Annotated in this window: 18 protein-coding genes; 9 read left to right on the forward strand and 9 right to left on the reverse strand. The window is 61.7% G+C overall.

The annotated features are described in order from the left end of the window. Nucleotides 1-106: 106 nt before the first annotated feature. Nucleotides 107-709 carry an alpha/beta hydrolase gene (locus QMO80_RS12015; RefSeq protein WP_283196814.1) on the forward strand — a complete coding sequence of 201 codons (603 nt, stop codon included), beginning with the start codon at nucleotides 107-109 and terminating at the stop codon, nucleotides 707-709. 32 nt (nucleotides 710-741) lie between these two features. On the opposite strand, the gene QMO80_RS12020 is transcribed toward QMO80_RS12015, so the two are convergent. Then, nucleotides 742-1503 (reverse strand): hypothetical protein, encoded by a 762-nt coding sequence (locus tag QMO80_RS12020; protein ID WP_283196815.1) that lies wholly within the window; start codon nucleotides 1501-1503, stop codon nucleotides 742-744. A gap of 265 nt (nucleotides 1504-1768) precedes the next feature. Here QMO80_RS12020 and QMO80_RS12025 point away from each other — a divergent pair, with 265 nt between their 5' ends. Further along, nucleotides 1769-1978 carry a KTSC domain-containing protein gene (locus tag QMO80_RS12025; RefSeq protein ID WP_283196816.1) on the forward strand — a complete coding sequence of 70 codons (210 nt, stop codon included), beginning with the start codon at nucleotides 1769-1771 and terminating at the stop codon, nucleotides 1976-1978. 385 nt (nucleotides 1979-2363) lie between these two features. Continuing rightward, the gene (locus QMO80_RS12030) at nucleotides 2364-2603 is read left to right on the forward strand and encodes a CrpP-related protein (protein ID WP_283196817.1); all 240 of its coding nucleotides are present in this window, start codon (nucleotides 2364-2366) and stop codon (nucleotides 2601-2603) included. Here QMO80_RS12030 and pncB read toward each other — a convergent pair. The 7 genes from pncB to QMO80_RS12065 form a co-directional block, all read right to left on the reverse strand. Next, nucleotides 2585-3889, reverse strand: a complete 1305-nt coding sequence (pncB, locus tag QMO80_RS12035) for a nicotinate phosphoribosyltransferase (protein ID WP_283196818.1) — start codon at nucleotides 3887-3889, stop codon at nucleotides 2585-2587. The two genes, QMO80_RS12030 and pncB, sit on opposite strands and share 19 nt — an antisense overlap. 184 nt (nucleotides 3890-4073) lie before the next feature. Beyond that, a complete protein-coding gene (locus QMO80_RS12040) occupies nucleotides 4074-4439 on the reverse strand; it encodes a hypothetical protein (protein ID WP_283196819.1) in 366 nt (121 codons plus the stop codon). Nucleotides 4440-4526: 87 nt separating this feature from the next. Further along, the gene (locus QMO80_RS12045; RefSeq protein ID WP_283196820.1) at nucleotides 4527-5486 is read right to left on the reverse strand and encodes a glyoxylate/hydroxypyruvate reductase A; all 960 of its coding nucleotides are present in this window, start codon (nucleotides 5484-5486) and stop codon (nucleotides 4527-4529) included. 8 nt (nucleotides 5487-5494) lie between these two features. Further along, nucleotides 5495-7132 (reverse strand): ABC transporter ATP-binding protein, encoded by a 1638-nt coding sequence (locus tag QMO80_RS12050; protein WP_283196821.1) that lies wholly within the window; start codon nucleotides 7130-7132, stop codon nucleotides 5495-5497. Beyond that, nucleotides 7129-8277, reverse strand: coding sequence for an ABC transporter permease (locus tag QMO80_RS12055; RefSeq protein WP_283196822.1), 1149 nt, complete (start codon nucleotides 8275-8277; stop codon nucleotides 7129-7131). The genes QMO80_RS12050 and QMO80_RS12055 overlap by 4 nt, the downstream gene beginning before the upstream one ends. After that, nucleotides 8277-9365 carry a microcin C ABC transporter permease YejB gene (locus QMO80_RS12060; protein WP_116404484.1) on the reverse strand — a complete coding sequence of 363 codons (1089 nt, stop codon included), beginning with the start codon at nucleotides 9363-9365 and terminating at the stop codon, nucleotides 8277-8279. The genes QMO80_RS12055 and QMO80_RS12060 overlap by 1 nt, the downstream gene beginning before the upstream one ends. Nucleotides 9366-9515: 150 nt before the next feature. Beyond that, on the reverse strand, nucleotides 9516-11348 hold the full coding sequence (locus QMO80_RS12065) for an extracellular solute-binding protein (RefSeq protein WP_283196823.1): 1833 nt from the start codon (nucleotides 11346-11348) through the stop codon (nucleotides 9516-9518). 212 nt (nucleotides 11349-11560) lie between these two features. Here QMO80_RS12065 and mepA point away from each other — a divergent pair, with 212 nt between their 5' ends. The 6 genes from mepA (at nucleotide 11561) to QMO80_RS12095 (ending at nucleotide 17572) form a co-directional block, all read left to right on the forward strand. Continuing rightward, on the forward strand, nucleotides 11561-12655 hold the full coding sequence (mepA, locus tag QMO80_RS12070) for a penicillin-insensitive murein endopeptidase (RefSeq protein ID WP_283196824.1): 1095 nt from the start codon (nucleotides 11561-11563) through the stop codon (nucleotides 12653-12655). 88 nt (nucleotides 12656-12743) lie between these two features. Beyond that, the gene (locus tag QMO80_RS12075; protein WP_049731213.1) at nucleotides 12744-13124 is read left to right on the forward strand and encodes a methylglyoxal synthase; all 381 of its coding nucleotides are present in this window, start codon (nucleotides 12744-12746) and stop codon (nucleotides 13122-13124) included. A 17-nt stretch (nucleotides 13125-13141) separates the two neighbouring features. Beyond that, a complete protein-coding gene (locus QMO80_RS12080) occupies nucleotides 13142-14167 on the forward strand; it encodes a glucokinase (RefSeq protein WP_283196825.1) in 1026 nt (341 codons plus the stop codon). A gap of 120 nt (nucleotides 14168-14287) precedes the next feature. After that, nucleotides 14288-16075 carry an ABC transporter ATP-binding protein gene (locus QMO80_RS12085; protein WP_283196826.1) on the forward strand — a complete coding sequence of 596 codons (1788 nt, stop codon included), beginning with the start codon at nucleotides 14288-14290 and terminating at the stop codon, nucleotides 16073-16075. A gap of 15 nt (nucleotides 16076-16090) precedes the next feature. Beyond that, entirely contained in the window at nucleotides 16091-16915 is an 825-nt protein-coding gene (gene dapB, locus QMO80_RS12090) for a 4-hydroxy-tetrahydrodipicolinate reductase (protein ID WP_283196827.1), read from the forward strand. Nucleotides 16916-16936: 21 nt separating this feature from the next. Next, entirely contained in the window at nucleotides 16937-17572 is a 636-nt protein-coding gene (locus tag QMO80_RS12095) for a 2,3-bisphosphoglycerate-dependent phosphoglycerate mutase (protein WP_283196828.1), read from the forward strand. A 39-nt stretch (nucleotides 17573-17611) separates the two neighbouring features. Here QMO80_RS12095 and phnF read toward each other — a convergent pair whose 3' ends face one another. After that, nucleotides 17612-18349 carry a phosphonate metabolism transcriptional regulator PhnF gene (phnF, locus tag QMO80_RS12100; RefSeq protein ID WP_283196829.1) on the reverse strand — a complete coding sequence of 246 codons (738 nt, stop codon included), beginning with the start codon at nucleotides 18347-18349 and terminating at the stop codon, nucleotides 17612-17614. Between the last annotated feature and the right edge of the window lie 108 nt (nucleotides 18350-18457).

Consider the following 18457-nt stretch of genomic DNA (forward strand, 5'->3'; position numbering starts at 1 on the left):
ACCACCTTTAAATCATCGGACAGCAACGCTGTTTTCCGATGATCATCCATTCCGACGCAAATGAAAATGCATCATTTTCACATGCGTGGGCATCAGAGGAAAACACATGAAGGATATCATTATATTGCCGGGGATTGGCGGTTCAGGCGAAGCTCATTGGCAAACCCGATGGGAATCAACGAACCCGGAAATGCGGCGTTTTCAACCCGCCGATTGGGATAGGCCCGACTTGGCGAACTGGATTTCAGCCCTGGACCGCACCGTCGCCGCATCGGCGACCCCGCCCCTGCTGGTCGCCCATAGCCTTGCCTGCCTGTTGGTCGCTCATTGGCAGCAGGTTTCGTCACTCGCCGTCGCCGGAGCTTTTCTCGTGGCGGTCCCGGATCCGCAATCTGCTGCATTCCCTGAGGAAGCCGCTGGATTCGCAGATCCGCCATTGCAAGAGATGCGCTTCCCCACTCTGATTATCGCAAGCGCCGACGACCCTTTCGGCACGCTCGACTATGTCCGGGCGCGAGCCGTTCTATGGGGCAGCGGTCTTGTCGAGATCGGTCCATTCGGCCATATCAACGGGCAAAGCGGTCTTGAGAACTGGGGTCAGGGGAAGGCCTTGCTGACGGCCTTCTCCGCCGGATTGGCAAGATCGCACGGGGGCTTGAACTGGTTCGCAAGCGCGGGTTCGAGGCTCTCGAACCCGTTGCTCCGATAGCGCTGCGAGTATCGCCTGCGGCGCTATAGGCTCTATTCGAAAATTTCCGAGACGCTCGTCGCTGCGCCCGCATTCCCTTGACGTCCTCCGATAGGAGACCGCGGAGCCTCGGAACTCAGCAGTTTGCGAGCCAGGACGATCGAAACGTAGCACAGGCCGACTATCGACACCCATTGGCCAATCACCAGTATTGCCAAAGCGATGAGGTTCAGTTTTCCGTCCGAAAAGATGCTATCGGCTTCGTATGACATCGATGTTGCTGCCGTCATCAATATCATAGCACAGATTAAGGGCAGAAAAAGTCCGGCAAACAGCCGTAAAAAGGTGGGAAGCAAACCACATTTCCCCCTGTTGAAAGCAGCTGAAAGCCCGCTTTTGGAGCCCGCAATTCCGGCAATAGGCCAGGTTCCGACAAGGGCAAGGAGCAGCGGAAGGATAATTGCGATCACCGCAAGACATAAGAGTAGAAATACATTCCTTGATAGAGAAGCGGCGCCGAATGCGACAGGGCCACCAATCCCGATTCCAAACACGACGAGCACGATAAGCAAGTTCTTCCAGATGTAGCCACCAAACCCACGCATGCCGCCGGTCAGGTTTGAAACTTTCCCGTCTCCATTCAATATTGCATTCTGAATGAAGAATGCAAAAGACAAGGAAACGAAAAATTGCGCTGAATTGCTTTTGTTTCCGCCGCTGTAATCATCAAAAGCGACCAGTGCGCAATTGGCTGCAACAACAACACACACAAAAGACAGATTACGTCTTATAAAGGAAATCGCTTCACCTAGCATTGCACCCCTGCCATCCTTCGCCTTCGGATGGAAGATATCGTCATTAAATTATGGCGCTGTCAAACGTCGATCTTTCTTCTCTGCAAGTGCCTGTACCGCGACGCCGCAGAAGCCAGCAATCGGTAGTATCGAGGTGTGGCGACGGTACCCGATTGACGTCCTGACAGGCTGGGCAAGATTCCTGATTTTTTACCATGCGGCTTCACCGCGTCTTTGCACGTTTGGGTTTATCTTCCGCCAAACTAAAAAAACGGAGATTAAACAGGTGGAAGAACTTTTGGTAAAGTCGAAGATCATCAAATCCGTCTATTTCAGCCAGGAAGACGGGCGGCTCAGGATTTGTTTCAAGAATGGCGAAGAGCGGCTGTTCGAAGGCGTTCCGTCCTCGGAAGCGCATGCAATGACGGTGGCGCCGTCTCCCGGCCATTATTACCTCGACCGGATCAGACCCCGGTTTCGGCGACTGGCTGCCTGACAAGCCGAGGAAGGCTGCCGGCCTACGGCCGGGATTGCGTGGGATCGGGACAGATCCGGTGGATATTAACCGCCCTTTAACCCTTCCCATCATCTCGGTTGGATCGCATCGGCCGGAAGGCGGCAACGTGTCGGTGCTGCCGGCTTGTTCAAGGCCGGCTAGCCGGGAGGCTCGGCGGCGGACCCCAGCCAGGAAGCCGGGCCTCCCCGTTACGCTATTTTGGTTGAATGGGATCGCATGATCGCGAGCCGTTCCGGTCTTCACTATCCTCTGAAATAGCGATTTGGGGCTAATCCTGTGAAAAACCCCAATTGTCGAATTCGGACTCGACAATGCTTTATTAGGATGATTGCATAAACAATCGGATAAAGACCGGGGGATGACGATGTTCGAGACTCTGCTTGAGATGCAGGAGCGTGGCGTACGGGACCGTGCGCGTGGCCGCAGCCTCGCCGACAATCCGATGTCGAAGCCGGATATCCTGCCGATCACCGATTTCCAGGAATGGTACTCGATGTTCGACGCCTGGCGTTTCGGCTGGTCGATCGAGGATGCGATGGCCGGGCATAACAATGCGCCGCGGGATGGCGGCGCGATCCCCCTTGCCTACACCAGAACGGTCTGATCGATCCTGTCCTCGGCGCCGAAGAATTTCAGGTAGCGCTCGACTTCTACAGGATCGCCCGTCGCCTTCTGCGGATTGTCGGAGAGCTTTACCGCCGGACGGCCGTTGGCGTCGCTGACCTTGCAGACGACCGAGATCGGGTTGAGGCCGGAGATTTCGGTCGGCGCGCAGCCGGAAAAATCGTTCGTCAGGTTGGTGCCCCAGCCGAAGCTCATGCGCACACGGCCTTCGAAATGCCGGTAGGTATCGATGATGGCGTCGACATCGAGACCGTCGGAGAAGATCAAGAGCTTCTGGCGCGGATCGCGGCCCATCTTCTTCCACCAGTCGATGATCTTCTCGCCGCCTTCGATCGGCGGGGCGCTGTCCGGGCGGAAGCCTGTCCAGTCGGCCACCCATTCCGGCGCGTCGCGCAGGAATGCCGCGGTGCCGAAAGCATCCGGCAGGACGATCAGAAGGTTGCCGCCATAGAGCTTGTTCCAGTCGCGCAGGATCTTATAGGGCGCGTTGCGCAACTGCTCGTCGGTTTGCGCCAGGGCGGCAGCCACCATCGGCAATTCGTGGGCATTGGTGCCGACGGCTTCGAGATCGGAATCCATCGCCAGCAAGACGTTGCTGGTGCCGGTAAAGGCCGGGCCGATGCCTTCCTTCAGCGCCTCGACGCACCAGCGCTGCCAAAGGAAACTGTGGCGGCGGCGGGTGCCGAAATCGGAGATGCGCAGGCCCGGCAATTCCTTCAGCCGTTCGACCTTCGACCACATCTTCGCCTTGGCGCGGGCATAGAGCACATCGAGGGTGAAGGGGCCGAGCGCCTTCATCGCCGAGCGCGACCGCAGCTCGTTGACGATGGCAAGCGCCGGGATTTCCCACATGGTGGTTTCCTTCCAGGCCCCATGAAAATCCAGGACATATTGCCCGTCCTTCTTCGACAGCTCGTATTCGGGGAGCTGGAAGTTGGAAAGCCAGGCGAGGAATTCCGGCTCGAAGATCTGGGCGCGGCCGTAGAAGCTGTTACCCGCCAGCCAGATCATTTCCTTCTTGGAGAGTTTCAGCGTGCGGGCATGGTCGAGCTGTTCGCGCAATTCGCCTTCGTCGATCTCATCGGCGAGCCGCACGCGCTTGGTGCGGTTGATGAGCGTAAAGGACGCGTTCACGTCGGGGTAGAGCTTCCAGATCATCTGCAGCATCAGCAGCTTGTAGAAGTCGGTATCGATCAGGCTGCGGACGATCGGATCGAGCTTCCAAGCGTGATTGTAGACGCGTCTTGCGATATCGGTCCTGGCCATGAAATTCCTGCCCCTGTCCACTCCGGTCAGGTGCTGCCAAGTTCCCGAGTGCTGCCAAGTGCGGGGTTGGCGCACGAAACCGGCTCGTGCGCCTTCTTATCGAAAAATCGGCAGAGAAAGTCCAGACAAAACAACAAGCATCCCGCAGCGTGCATGGCGGCGGGATGCAAGGGGCGATCTGCGCTTACTGGGCCGGCGCCGCCGGTTGGGCCGGTACTGCGGGCGCAACACCCGGGGCTGCCGGCGCCGTGTTCGGCGTCTCGGTCGGAACGGCAGCGCCGTTTTGCAGCGTGGGCGCAGGTGCCGTGCCGGGCTGCTGCGACTGCAACTGCTGGCCGGGCTGCTGCGGCGCCACCTCGTTTGCTTCGCGCTTGCCCCAGATCTCGACGGGGATCCAGACCACGAAGGCGAGCACCAGCGCGGCGAGCAGCACCAGCAGAATGCGATAACCCATGCGCCCCTGACGTGCCTTCACCGGCGGGATCTGCTCTTCCCTATGAAGCTTGCCGTCAGACTTTTCCCAGCGTGTTTCCGTCTGATGCGCCATCATCGTCTCCTTCCGCTGTCTTGACGGGCCGATCCGGCCCGAAGAACTTCCGCAGAGAAAACGGGTGGCCGTATGGAAGGTTCCCGACGCCTAATAACCGACGGCGCGGTCGACCACGAATTGCAGCGGCTCGCCGCGTTCGAACCGGGCGATCTGCGTCTCGACATGACGGAACAGCGCGTTTTCTTCCGAAACCGCCGCGTCGTGCGGCGTGATGAAGACGTTTTCCAGGTCCCATAACGGGTTGTCCGGGCCAAGCGGCTCCACGGCGAAGACATCGAGCGAAGCGCCGCCGAGGGTGCCGTCGCCGATTGAAGAAACGATATCGGCTTCGACCTGGCTCCTGCCGCGGCCGGCATTGATGAAGACCGGGCGCCCGAGCGCGCCGTTGCGGCGCAGCCTTTTAAATAGCCCGCTATCATAGAACCCTGTCGTCTCAGGGGTCAGCGGCAACAGACCGACGAGGATGTCGGTCTTTCCGAGGAACCCGTCCAATTCGCGCGCGTCGAAGGTCTCGACGCCGTCGATCTCCTTGCGGGAGCGCGACCAGCCGATGACGTTAAAACCAATCACCTTCAGCTTGGCGACCGCATCCAGCCCGAGAATGCCGAGGCCCATGACGCCGACCGTGACCTCCGCCGCTTCTGGCGCGATCAGCTTGGCCCATTGGCGCTGCCGCTGGCTGATATCATGGGCATATTGCCCCCGCAGATGCATCAGGCATTGCATGACCACCCATTCGCTCATGCGGGTCGTCAGGCTGCGATCGACGAAACGCACGATCGGGATCTCGGGCAGGCCGTCCATGCCGATGATATGGTCGACGCCGGCGCCGCCCGAAAAGATCACCTTGAGGTTCGGCGCGCGAGCAAAAAGGTCGGCATCCGGCTTCCAGAGCAGCGCATATTCGGCCTCGCGGAGATCACGCGCCCGATCGGCCGGATCGGCGAGATTGATGCTGCCGCGATCGGCAAAGGCCGTCTCCAGCACCCTGGCGACGCCTTCGGGATTGAACTTGATATCAACGAGAATGGGAGGACGTGCGGACATGATCTTCTTTACTGCTGGACGGCTGATGTCGGCACCGCCTCGATGTTGAAGGCGGCGGCCATCAGCGCCTTGGTGTAATCGTCCTTCGGCGCGCGGAAGATTTCCGATGACGGCCCCTGCTCCACCACCTTGCCGAAACGCATGACGATGACGTCGTTGGCGAGCGCCTTCACCACCTTCAGGTCGTGGCTGATGAAGAGATAGGCGAGATCGTGTTTCTTCTGCAGATCGCGCAGAAGATCGACCACCTGGGCCTGTACGCTCATGTCGAGCGCGGAGGTCGGCTCATCGAGCATGACGAAGCGCGGCTTCAGCACCATGGCGCGGGCAATGGCGATGCGCTGGCGCTGGCCACCGGAGAATTCGTGCGGATAACGCCAGCGGGTCAGGGGATCGAGACCGACTTCCTCCAGTGCCCAGCAGACGCGCTGGTCACGCTCTTCCGATGTCAACGAGCGCTCATGCACCTTCAGCCCTTCGGCGACGATATCGCCGACCGACATGCGGGGGCTGAGCGACCCGTAAGGATCCTGGAAAACCACCTGCAGCTGGTTGCGCAGCGGCCGCATCTCGCTGAACGAATAGCCGGCTATATCCTTGCCGACAAAGGCGATCCGCCCTTCCGAGGAAATCAGCCGGGTGAGCGCCAGGCCGAGCGTGGTCTTGCCGGAACCGGACTCGCCGACGACGCCGAGCGTCTGCCCGGCGCGCAGCGCAAGATCGATGCCGTCGACCGCCTTCACGTGATCGACGACGCGGCGCATCAGCCCCGCCTTGATCGGGAACCAGACGCGAATGTCGGAACCTTCCATCACCATCGGCTTTGCTGGGTCGGCAAGCGGCGGCTCGCCGCGCGGTTCGGAGGCAAGCAGATGGCGGGTATAGTCGTGTTTCGGATCGGCGAAGACCTCCTCGACCGTTCCGGTTTCGACGATCCTGCCCTTGGTCATGACGCAGACCCGATCGGCGAATTTCCGCACGATGCCGAGATCATGGGTGATGAACAGCATCGACATGCCGTGTTCGGCCTTCAGCTGCCGCAACAGCTCGAGGATCTGCGCCTGCACGGTGACGTCGAGGGCGGTGGTCGGCTCGTCGGCGATCAGCAGTTCCGGCCGGTTGGCGAGCGCCATGGCGATCATGACGCGCTGGCGCTGGCCGCCTGACAGTTCGTGCGGATAGGCCTTCAATCGCTTTTCCGGCTCGCGGATACCGACCTGGTTCAACAATTCGAGGATGCGCTGGCGCGCCGGCTGACCGGTGAGGCCCTGGTGCAGCGCCAGGATCTCGGCAATCTGCTTCTCGATCGTATGCAGCGGATTGAGCGAGGTCATCGGCTCCTGGAAGATCATGGTGATGTCGTTGCCGCGCACCTCGCGCAGCGCCCGCTCCGACGCCTTCAGAAGGTCCTTGCCCTTGAACAGGATTTCGCCGGAGGGATGGCTTGCCGAGGGATAAGGCAGAAGCCGCAGGATCGAGTTGGCCGAGACCGACTTGCCGGAGCCGGATTCGCCGACGAGCGCCACGACCTCACCCTTGGCGATATCGAAGGAGATGTGGTCGACGGCAAGCGAAGTCTGGCCGCCCTGGTGAAAGGCAACCGAGAGATCGCGGACGGAAAGCAGCGGTTCTGTCATCTCACTCATTGAAACGTCTTCCTCGGATCGAAGGCATCGCGCACGGCTTCACCGATGAAGATCAGCAGTGACAGCATGATCGACATGGCGAAGAAGGCCGTGAGCCCGAGCCACGGCGCCTGCAGGTTGCTCTTGCCCTGGGCGATCATCTCGCCGAGCGAGGGGGAGCCAGGCGGCATGCCGAAGCCGAGGAAATCGAGCGAGGTCAGCGTCGTGATCGAGCCGGAGAGGATGAAGGGCAGGAAGGTCAGCGTCGCCACCATGGCGTTCGGCAGCAGGTGGCGCCACATGATGGTGCGGTTGTTGACGCCGAGCGCGCGGGCGGCGCGGACATATTCGAAATTGCGGGCGCGCAGGAATTCGGCGCGCACGATGCCGACGAAGCCGACCCAGGAAAAGAGCAGCATGATGCCGAGCAGCACGAAGAAGCCGGGCGGCAGGATGGCGGCGATGATCAGCAGGATGTAAAGCACCGGCATCGACGACCAGATCTCGATGAAGCGCTGCAGCAGGAGATCCGTCCAGCCGCCGAAATAGCCCTGCACGGCGCCTGCCGTCACGCCGATGATCGCCGAGCAGATGGTCAGCGCCAGGCCGAAGAGCACGGATATGCGGAAACCGTAGATGACCCGCGCCAGCACGTCGCGGGCCTGGTCGTCGGTGCCGAGCCAGTTGAGATTGCCGAGCGTGCAGGCGGGATCGTTCACCCCTTCAGGATAACCGGAGCAGCGCTCCTCCTTGCTCATCAGCCAGAAGGGGGCGGTCGGCGCCGAATGCGGAATGTTCGAGTTGACCGAACGGTAGGAATAGCGGATCGGCGGCCAGACCATCCAGCCATTGGCATTGATCTCGTCCGATATCACCGCGGAACGGTAATCGGTCTCAGCGAGGAAGCCGCCGAACTTCTCCTCCGGATAGTCGATCAGCACGGGAAACAGGATCTCGCCTTTGTAGGAGGCGACGATCGGCCGGTCGTTGGCGAGGAATTCGGCAAACAGGCTGAGGATGAACAGCAGCAGGAACAGCCACAGCGACCAATAACCGCGGCCGTTCGCCCGGAAATTCTGCCAGCGGCGAATGTTGGTCGGTGACAGCAGGCCCTTGCGCGGCGGCTTGACGGGTGTGGCGACAGCAGGATTTGCGGCGGCGTCCATCAGACATCCCTCCGCTCGAAATCGATGCGCGGATCGATCCAGGTGTAGATCAGGTCGGAAACCAGGCTGACGACGAGGCCGAGCAGCGAGAAGATGTAGAGCGTGGCGAAGACGATCGGATAGTCCCGATTGACCACCGAGAGGTAGCCGAGGCGGCCGAGGCCATCCAGCGAGAAGATGTTTTCGATCAGCAGCGAACCGGTGAAGAAGGCGGAGATGAAGGCGCCGGGAAAACCGGCGATGATGATCAGCATGGCATTGCGGAACACATGGCCATAAAGCACCTGCCGCTCGTTCAGGCCTTTGGCGCGGGCGGTGACCACATACTGCTTCTTGATCTCCTCGATGAAGGAGTTCTTCGTCAAGAGCGTCGTCGTGGCGAAGGCGGCCAGCGACAGCGAGATCAGCGGCAAAGTGAGGTGCCAGAAATAATCGAGCGGCTTCTGCCACCAGGCAAGCTGGTCGAAATTGTCGGAGACGAGGCCGCGCAGTGGGAACCAGTCGTAGAAGGAACCGCCGGCGAAAAGCACGATCAGGAGAATGCCGAAGAGGAAGCTCGGCACGGCGTAACCGACGACGATGATACCCGATGTCCAGACGTCGAAGGTCGATCCATCCTTGATCGCCTTGCGGATGCCGAGCGGGATGGAGATGGCGTAGGAGAAGATCAGGATCCAGATGCCGAGCGAGATCGACACCGGCAGCTTCTCCTTGATGAGATCGAGCACGGAAGTATTGCGGAAGAAGCTCTCGCCGAAATCGAAGCGGATGTAGTTCCACATCATCTCGCCGAAACGCGTCAGCGGCGGCTTGTCGAAGCCGAACTGCTTTTCGAGCTTGGCGATCAGCTCCGGATCGAGGCCCTGGGCGCCGCGATATTTGGAACCTTCGTCGCTGCCGCCGCCGCCGAGAAGATCGCCGCCGCCGGACAGGCGCTGGTCGGCACTATCGGCCTGACCGGTCAATTGGGCGATCACCTGCTCGACCGGGCCGCCGGGGGCGAACTGAATGACGATGAAGGAAATCGCCATGATGCCGACGATGGTCGGGATCATCAAAAGCAGGCGGCGAATGACATAGGCGCCCATCAGCCTTCAGCCTCCGGGAATGTTTTTCTTGTCTGCCCGCCGTCCAGTCCAATGCCGCTCAATCCGCCAGCCTTCCCTTGCCGGCCCTGCCGGCGTGTCGTGATTCGTTCGTGCCATTTGGAGCCGAGGGCCCCTGCATTGCAAGCCCGCTCATTTTGCCGAGCCTGACCACCAGGCTTCCGGGAAGCCGAGGCTATAGGCCGGAAATTCGGCTGGATGGGTGATGGTGTTCCAGTAGGCGAGGTTATAGGTGCCGCGATAAAACAGCGGAATGACGTAGTGGTTTGCCAGCAGGACCCGGTCCATCGCCTTGATCGCCGCAACCTGTTCATCGCGGTTCGGCGCGAAGATGATCATGTGGATGAGTTCGTCGACCGCCGGATTGGCGATGCCGGCATAATTCTGGGAGCCCTGCTGGTCGACCGAACCCGATCCCCAATAATCTGCTTGCTCGTTGCCCGGGTTCATCGTCTCCGCCCAGACATTCCAGATCATGTCGTAGTCGAAGCTGCGTTCGCGATTGACAGCTTGCGAGGCGTCGACTGTCCGCACGCGCGCGTCTATGCCGATTTTCTTCAGGTTGTTGGTATAGGGCACCGCCCAGCGCTCCAGTGCGGGGCTCGACAACAGGATCTCAAAACTCATCGGCTGGCCGGTCTTGGTATTGACCATGCGATTGTTCTTGATCTCCCACCCGGCTTCTTTCAGCAGCGCAATCGCCTTGCGGAGGTTGTCGCGGCTTTTCTGCGGATCGCCGCCGACAGGATTGGCATAGGGCGTCGTGAAGACCTCGGGCGGAACCTTGTCTTTAAGGCCCTGCAATATTTCCAGTTCACGCCCCTGCGGCAGGCCGGAGGAGGCGAGTTCGGTGTTCCAGAAGTAGCTGTCGATACGCTTGTAGCTGTTGAAGGCGACCGTGCGGTTCAACTCCTCGAAGTCGAAACCATAGTTCAGTGCCTCGCGGACCCTGACGTCCTTGAAAAGGTCACGCCGCATATTGGGCACCAGAGCCTGCAGGATGCCGGTGGAGCGCAGCGGATTTGCAACCTCCTGCTTCTTGACGCGCCCTTCCTTCACCGCGGGAAAATCATATCCCGTCGCCCAGCGGGAAGCCGTCGTCTCCTGCCAATAATCGCTGTTACCGGCGCGAAAGGCTTCGAACTCGACATCCCGATCGCCGAAATAGGTGTAGATGACGTTGCGGAAGTTGTTCTGGCCGACATTCACATTGAGGTCCTTGCCCCAATAGTCGTCACGCAGCTCATAACGAATCGTCGAACCGGGCGAGAAGGATGCGATCTTATACGGTCCGGACCCCATCACCGGCTCGAGCGTCGTCTTCGAAATATCGCGGGGCTTGCCGTCCGGGCCCTGCCCTTCCCACCAGTGTTTCGGCACGACCACCAGCTGGCCGAGAATATTGGGGAGCTCGCGATTGTTCTTCTCGTCGAAGGTGAAGGTGACGTCGCGATCACCGGTTTTTTCGGCCTTCACCACGTGGCGGTAATAGTTCGCGGTGACAGGACTGAGTTCCTTGGCCTTATCAAGGCTGAAGATGACGTCCTCGGGCGTCACCGGCTGGCCATCCGCCCATTTTGCCTCCTTGCGCAGGCGAAAGGTCGCGCTCGAGACGTCAGCGGGAAAGGACAGCCCTTCGGCAAGCAGGCCGTAGGAGACGAGGAGCTCGTCATCGGCCGACTTCATCAACGTGTCGTAGACGAGCGTCAGACCCACCGCCGTCTGGCCTTTGGCAAGCAGCGGATTGAAGGTGTCGAAGGCGCCGCTGGCGGAAAGGCGCAGATCCCCGCCCTTCGGGGCATCGGGATTGACGTAGTCGAAATGCGCAAAGCCCGGCTTGTACTTCATCTCGCTGATGACGGAGCTGCCGATCTGGAAGGGCTGGTCCTGACCCGTTGCCGTCATGGGCACCAGCGCACCCGTCAGCGATACAAACAAACCGATCTTCGACCACAAAGCCGCCATTCACGCTTTCCCCTCATTATTGGTGGGTTCGACAATACGAAAAATACGGGCGAAAAACAGGTGAGAGTTTGGTTTTTGCCGGACTCGCGAAAAATTGAGCCGTTGGCGTCACCACCCTCGCGCTCCTTCTATCCCCGCCCGCCAAAACATCGATTCACCAAAATCACTTTTCACGATAGATTCGAACGCAAATCACTTCTCAAGGAAACAGCATGGCTTTCGGCTTCGCTCAGGCTTTCAGGACATTCGGCAAACTGGCGCTTGCCGGCGCAATCGGCGCAAGCCTTGCCGCCGGCGATGTCGGGGCGGAGCAGAAGGCGCCGAGCCCGGGCAGCGCCAAGGGCCAATTCGGCGCCGTCAGCCTGCCGACGCAGGGCCCGGCGCAGCCGATCGGCTTTTACGCCAAGGGCTGTATGACGGGTGCGGTGGCGCTTCCCACAGACGGGCCGACCTGGCAGGCGATGCGGCTTTCGCGCAACCGCCGCTGGGGCAATCCGGCGATGATCGCGCTTCTGGAGCGGTTTTCGCAGGACGCGGTTGGATATGCCGGCTGGCCGGGCATCCTCGTCGGCGACATTGCGCAACCGCGCGGCGGGCCAATGCTCAACGGCCATTCCTCGCACCAGATCGGCCTCGATGCCGATATCTGGTTCACGCCGATGCCGGCACGCCACATGACGGCCAAGGAGCGTGAGGACCTGCCGTTCACGACGATGCTGCAGAAGGACAAGTTCCTCACCGTCGACCCCAAGGTCTGGACGCAATCGCGGGCGCGGCTCTTGATGCTGGCGGCAAGCTATCCCGAGGTGGAGCGCATCTTCGTCAACCCGGCGATCAAGAAGAAGATGTGCGACACCTGGACGGGCGACCGCACCAACCTCGGCAAGCTTCGGCCGATATACGGCCACGACTCGCATTTCCACATCCGCATCAAGTGCCCGCCGGGTGCTGCGGGATGTACGCCGCAGGCGCCTGTTGCCGCCGGCGACGGCTGCGACAAGTCGCTCGCCTATTGGTTCACGCCGGCCCCCTGGGCGCCGCCGAAACCGCCGAAGCCCGGCGCCAAGCCGCCGAAGCCGCCGCGCGAAATGATGGTTTCCGACCTGCCGAAGGCCTGTGCCGCCGTGCTCGACGCCGCCTCCGTCGCCTCGATGCAGGCCGCCACCTACGGCGGATCTTCCGCCGCGGGCGGATCTTCCGCCGCAAGCGCGCTCACCGCCGCTCCGGCAGCAGCGCCGGCCGCCGATGACGAAGGAGACTTGCCCGATGTCGGCCCGGTTCCGAACGACAAGCCGGCGATCCAATGAGGAGTGCCGGCGCCTTGTCTTTCAAATCGCAAACTCTTGGTATAGAAGCGGTCAAATCGATTGAATTGCTTGGGCGGAGATTGGGTTCATGGCCGGCGGCAAATGCCTTGCATTGATTGCGCATGACCAGAAGAAAGACGACATGGCGGCGTTCGCCCGCGCCAACAGGGATATTCTCTCCGGCTGGAAGATCGTCGCCACCGGCACGACCGGCGGGCGGGTGCTCGACGCCGCCCCGGATCTCGACGTCACCAGATTGAAAAGCGGACCGCTCGGCGGCGACCAGCAGATCGGCGCGCTGATTTCGACCGGCGAGGTCGACGCCCTGATCTTCTTCGTCGACCCCTTGACGCCGATGCCGCACGATGTCGACGTCAAGGCGCTGATGCGGCTTGCCATCGTTTACGATATTCCGATGGCGCTCAACCACGCGACCGCTATAAAACTTCTTCCCACACTCGAAGCCTGATCAGCACGGAACCGGCCATGCCCAAACCCAACCACAGCACCGCTCCGCTGCCTTTCCCGATCCTGATCGGCGATATCGGCGGCACCAATGCCCGTTTTTCCATCCTGACCGACGCCTATGCCGAGCCGAAGCAGTTTCCGAACGTGCGCACGGCGGATTTCGCCACGATCGACGAAGCGATCCAGAAGGGCGTGCTCGACAAAACAGCGGTGCAGCCGCGTTCGGCGATCCTTGCCGTCGCCGGCCCGATCAACGACGACGAGATCCCGCTGACCAATTGCGACTGGGTGGTGCGGCCAAAGACGATGATCGAGGGCCTCGGCATCGAGGACGTGCTCGTCGTCAACGATTTCGAGGCGCAGGCGCTGGCAGTCGCCGCCCTTTCGGATGAGAACCGCGAACGCATCGGCGACGCCACCGGCGACATGATCGCGTCCCGCGTCGTGCTCGGACCCGGCACCGGGCTCGGCGTCGGCGGCCTGGTGCATGCGCAGCACAGCTGGATCCCGGTTCCCGGCGAAGGCGGCCATATCGATCTCGGACCGCGCAGCAAACGCGACTATCAACTCTTCCCGCATATCGAGACGATCGAAGGCCGCGTCTCGGCCGAGCAGATCCTCTGCGGACGCGGCCTCGTCAATCTCTACAACGCCATCTGCGTGGTCGACGGCATCCAGCCGACGATGAAGGATCCGGCCGACATCACCTCGCATGCGCTTGCCGGCAGCGACAAGGCGGCGATCGAGACCGTGTCGCTGTTTGCCACCTATCTCGGCCGCGTGGCGGGCGACATGGCGATGGTGTTCATGGCGCGCGGCGGCGTCTATCTCTCCGGCGGCATTTCGCAGAAGATCCTCCCGGCGCTGAAAAGACCGGAATTCCGATTGGCCTTCGAGGACAAGGCGCCGCATTCGGCGCTGCTTCGCACCATCCCGACTTACGTGGTGACGCATCCGCTGGCAGCGCTTGCCGGGCTTTCTTCCTATGCGCGCATGCCGGCGAATTTCGGCGTCTCGACGGAAGGCCGCCGCTGGCGGCGCTGACCCTGGCGTGCGCCACCCGGGCGCGGCGCTCTAGCCAAACCAATCCCAACTCTTTATAGAGCCGGCAAAAGCACGCGTCGCCCCTGCGCCGCGTTCGGCGCGAGACAGGAAACCCGATTTTTGGAAGCGGCGGAAAGCAGAACGCAGAGCGTCAGCAGCGATACCGTAACCGGCATCCTGAAGCGCATCATCGCTGAAAACGGCCGCGACCATCTCTGGGGCTATGTCTTTGCGATCGTCTGTCTCATCGTGGTGGCGCTTTCGACGGCGTTTACCGCCTGGATCATGCGGGCGATCATCGACGAGGCCTTCGCCAACCGCCGTGCCGACGTCGTCTGGATCATCTGTCTTTCGATCTTCATTGCCTTCGTGCTGCGCGGTTTTGCGAGCTACGGCCAGGCGGTGGCGCTTTCGAAAGTCGGCAACAATATCGTCGCGCGTTACCAGCGCCGGCTCTATTCGCATCTGATGACGCTTTCGGTCGGCTTCTTCAGCGAGGCGCGCTCGGCCCATATCGCCGCACAGGTGAGCCAGAACGTCAGCGGCATCCGCGACGTGCTCAACCTGACGATCACCTCGACAGTGCGTGATCTCCTGACCTTTATCTCGCTGATCGGCGTGATGGTTCTCCAGGACCCGCTGCTCAGCCTCGCCGTGTTCATCATGGCGCCGCCGCTGCTTTATGCGCTGCGCTATGTTTCCAAGCGGCTGCGCTCGGCGACCCGCGAGGCGGTGCATTTGAACAGCCATGTCCTCGGCGCCATGCAGGAGACGATCCAGGGTATTGCCATCGTCAAAGCCTTCACGATGGAAGACGAACTGGAGCGCAAGGTCAACAAACTCATCACCGGCGCCGAAAGCCGCGCGAACCGGATTGCCCGGCTTTCCGAACGCACCTCGCCGCTGACCGAGAGTTTCGCAGGCTTTGCCGTCGCCAGCGTGCTCGCCTATGCCGCCTACCGCTCGATCTATTACAATGTGCCGCCGGGCGCCTTCTTCTCCTTCGTCACGGCGCTGCTGCTTGCCTATGACCCGGCCCGCCGGCTTGCCCGCCTGCAGGTGCAGATGGAGCGTGCCGTCGTCAATGCGCGGATGATCTACGAACTGCTCGACATGGAACCGCGCCAGCGCGACCTGCCGGACGCAAAGCCGCTGGCGGTGACGCAGGCGAGGATCGAATTCCGCAATGTTTCCTTCGGCTACGGCAATGACAGCGTGCTCAGCGGCGTCAGCTTCATCGCCGAGGGCGGCGCGACCACGGCGCTGGTCGGTCCCTCGGGCGCCGGTAAATCGACGGTCATCAACCTCATTCCGCGCTTTTACGATCCGCGCGAGGGCGAGATTCTTATCGACGGACAGGACATCGCCCACATCACCAAGAAGTCGCTGCGCCATCAGCTCGCCTATGTCTCGCAGCAGCCTTACCTGTTCGAGGGCACAATCCGCGACAATATCCGCTACGGCCGGCCGGAAGCAACGGATGCCGAAGTGGAAGACGCAGCCCGGCTTGCCTATGCGCATGACTTCATCTCGGCGCAGCCGCAAGGATACGACACGCCGGTCGGCGAAAACGGCGTGACGCTGTCGGGCGGCCAGCGCCAGCGGCTGTCGATTGCGCGTGCACTGGTACGCAATGCGCCGATCCTGCTGCTCGACGAGGCGACCTCGGCGCTGGACACCGAATCCGAAGCGGCCGTGCAGAAGGCGCTCGACGAGGCGATGACCGGACGCACCGTCGTCGTCATCGCCCACCGGCTTTCGACCGTGGTGCGCGCCGACAAGATCGTCGTCATGCAGCAGGGCCGGGTCGTCGAGGAAGGCAATCACGAGACGCTTGCGAAGGTCAGCGACGGTCTTTACGCTCGCCTCAACAATCTGCAGAGGCCTTCGGCCTCCGATTCAAACTGACCTGGTGAGACTGACATGAGCGATGCTGCGATGAAACTGGTGGTGGTTGGCGCGGCAGGGCGCATGGGCCAGACACTGATCCGGCTCATCCATTCCATCGAGGGCGCCACGCTGCATGCGGCGGTCGAGCGTAGCGGTTCGCCCTTTATCGGCAAGGATGCCGGCGAGATCGCCGGCCTCGGCCCGAGCGGCGTCATCATTGGCGACGACCCGCTCCAGGCCTTCCTGCATGCCGAGGGCGTGCTCGACTTCACCTCGCCGGCCGCGACAGTGGAATTCTCGGGGCTCGCCGCGCAGGCCCGCATCGTCCATGTCATCGGCACCACAGGCTGCTCGGACGACGACAATGCCAGGATCGCGGCGGCGGCCCGCCATGCCCGCATCGTCAAATCAGGCAATATGAGCCTCGGGGTCAATCTGCTCAGCGTGCTCGCCGAACAGGCTGCACGGGCGCTCGAGCCTGAGGATTGGGACATCGAAATCCTGGAAATGCACCACAAGCACAAGGTGGATGCGCCTTCCGGCACCGCCCTTCTTCTCGGCGAGGCAGCGGCCAAGGGGCGCGGCATCGATCTCGCCGCCCAGTCGGTCCGGGTGCGCGACGGCCATACCGGGGCTCGGCAAGCCGGCACCATCGGCTTTGCGACGCTGCGCGGCGGCTCCGTCATCGGCGAGCATTCGGTGCTTTTCGCCGGCGAAGGCGAGATCGTCACCCTGTCGCACAGTGCCGCCGACCGGTCGATCTTTGCGCGCGGCGCCATCAAGGCGGCGCTCTGGGCGCGCGACAAGAAGCCGGGTCTCTATTCCATGCTCGACGTGCTCGGGCTTTCTTCCCAATAACGACATATCGGAGGCATATTCATGAGCGGTACCCTCGTCCTCGTTCGCCACGGCCAGAGTGACTGGAACCTGAAGAATCTCTTCACCGGCTGGAAGGATCCCGATCTGACAGCGCTCGGCATCGAGGAAGCCAATGCCGGCGGCAAGGCACTGGCAGAATACGGGATCAAATTCGACGTCGCCTATACCTCGGTGCTGGTGCGCGCGCAGCACACGCTGAAGCTCATCCTCGACAAGGTCGGCCAGCCCGATCTGCCGACGATCCGCGACCAGGCGCTGAACGAGCGCGACTACGGCGATCTCTCCGGCCTCAACAAGGACGATGCGCGCGCCAAATGGGGCGAGGAGCAGGTGCATATCTGGCGCCGCTCCTACGACGTGCCGCCGCCCGGCGGCGAAAGCCTGCGCGACACCGGCGCCCGCGTCTGGCCCTATTACCTGACCGAAATCCTGCCGCGCGTGCTCAGGGGCGAGAAGGTGCTGGTTGCCGCGCACGGCAATTCGCTGCGCTCGCTGGTGATGGTGCTCGACAAGCTGACCAAGGAAGGCGTGCTCGCCCTTAACCTCGCGACAGGCGTCCCGATGGTCTACACGCTGAAGGCGGATTCGACCGTCGCTTCGAAGGAAGTGCTCGGCGACATGTCCGGCGCACACTGATACCAGTGGCCTTCCCTGTTCCGGCAGGGAAGGCTGACCTCAATTCTCGATCGTGAACTGCACCCGGTCGGCCGCGAAGCGGCTGATCGAATATTGCACCGGCACGCCGTCGAGATCGGTATTCATCGCCTTGGCGATCAGAAGAATCGCACCGGGGGTGAGTTCGAGATCGGCCAGATCAGCCGTGTCGGCATGCGCCGCAGTCACCTCGGTCGTTGCGCGGACATAGTCCGGCAGGCCAAGCTCGGCGAAAGCCTTGGTGATCGATTCGTGCTTGCGATAGGCCTCGCCGATGCCGGCGAAACGCTCGGCGGGAAACCAGCTCGTCGCTTTTGACACCGGCCGCTTGTCGGCCTGACGCAATGTTTCCAGCCGGATCACCTGCTCTCCCTGCTTCAGACCCAGCCAGCGGGCGACCTCGGCGCTCGCCGCCTCCTGCACCTCATCAAGCAGCAGACTGCGCATCTCGCGCGCCTGGTCGCCGATGCCTGAAGTGAAGCGGGTGCGTCGGGTGATCGGGAAATTCAGCCGCTCCTTGCGCTCGATCAGTGTGCCGCGACCTTGCACCGCCCGGACGATGCCTTCCTGCGCCAAGGCCGCCAAGGCGCTGCGCACCGTGTGGCGGTTGACGCCGAATTGCAGCGCCAGCACGGTTTCGGGCGGCACCATTCCGGTCTCGTCATAGGCGCCGTTGCCGATCGCCTCGCGAATCCGATCGGCGATCTGGCGCCAGAGCGCCACGCCGGTCTGCCTTTGCACCTGCTTCAATCCCGCCATTCCGTCCCCATTTCCCGCGCCCGATGTCACACGCTTGTCACGACATCGATTTAAGCGTAGGTTTATCTTGTATAGTTGTCTATATCAATAGACATTTTAAGGGAAGCG

This window comes from Rhizobium sp. BT03, assembly GCF_030053155.1.
GTDB lineage: Bacteria > Pseudomonadota > Alphaproteobacteria > Rhizobiales > Rhizobiaceae > Rhizobium.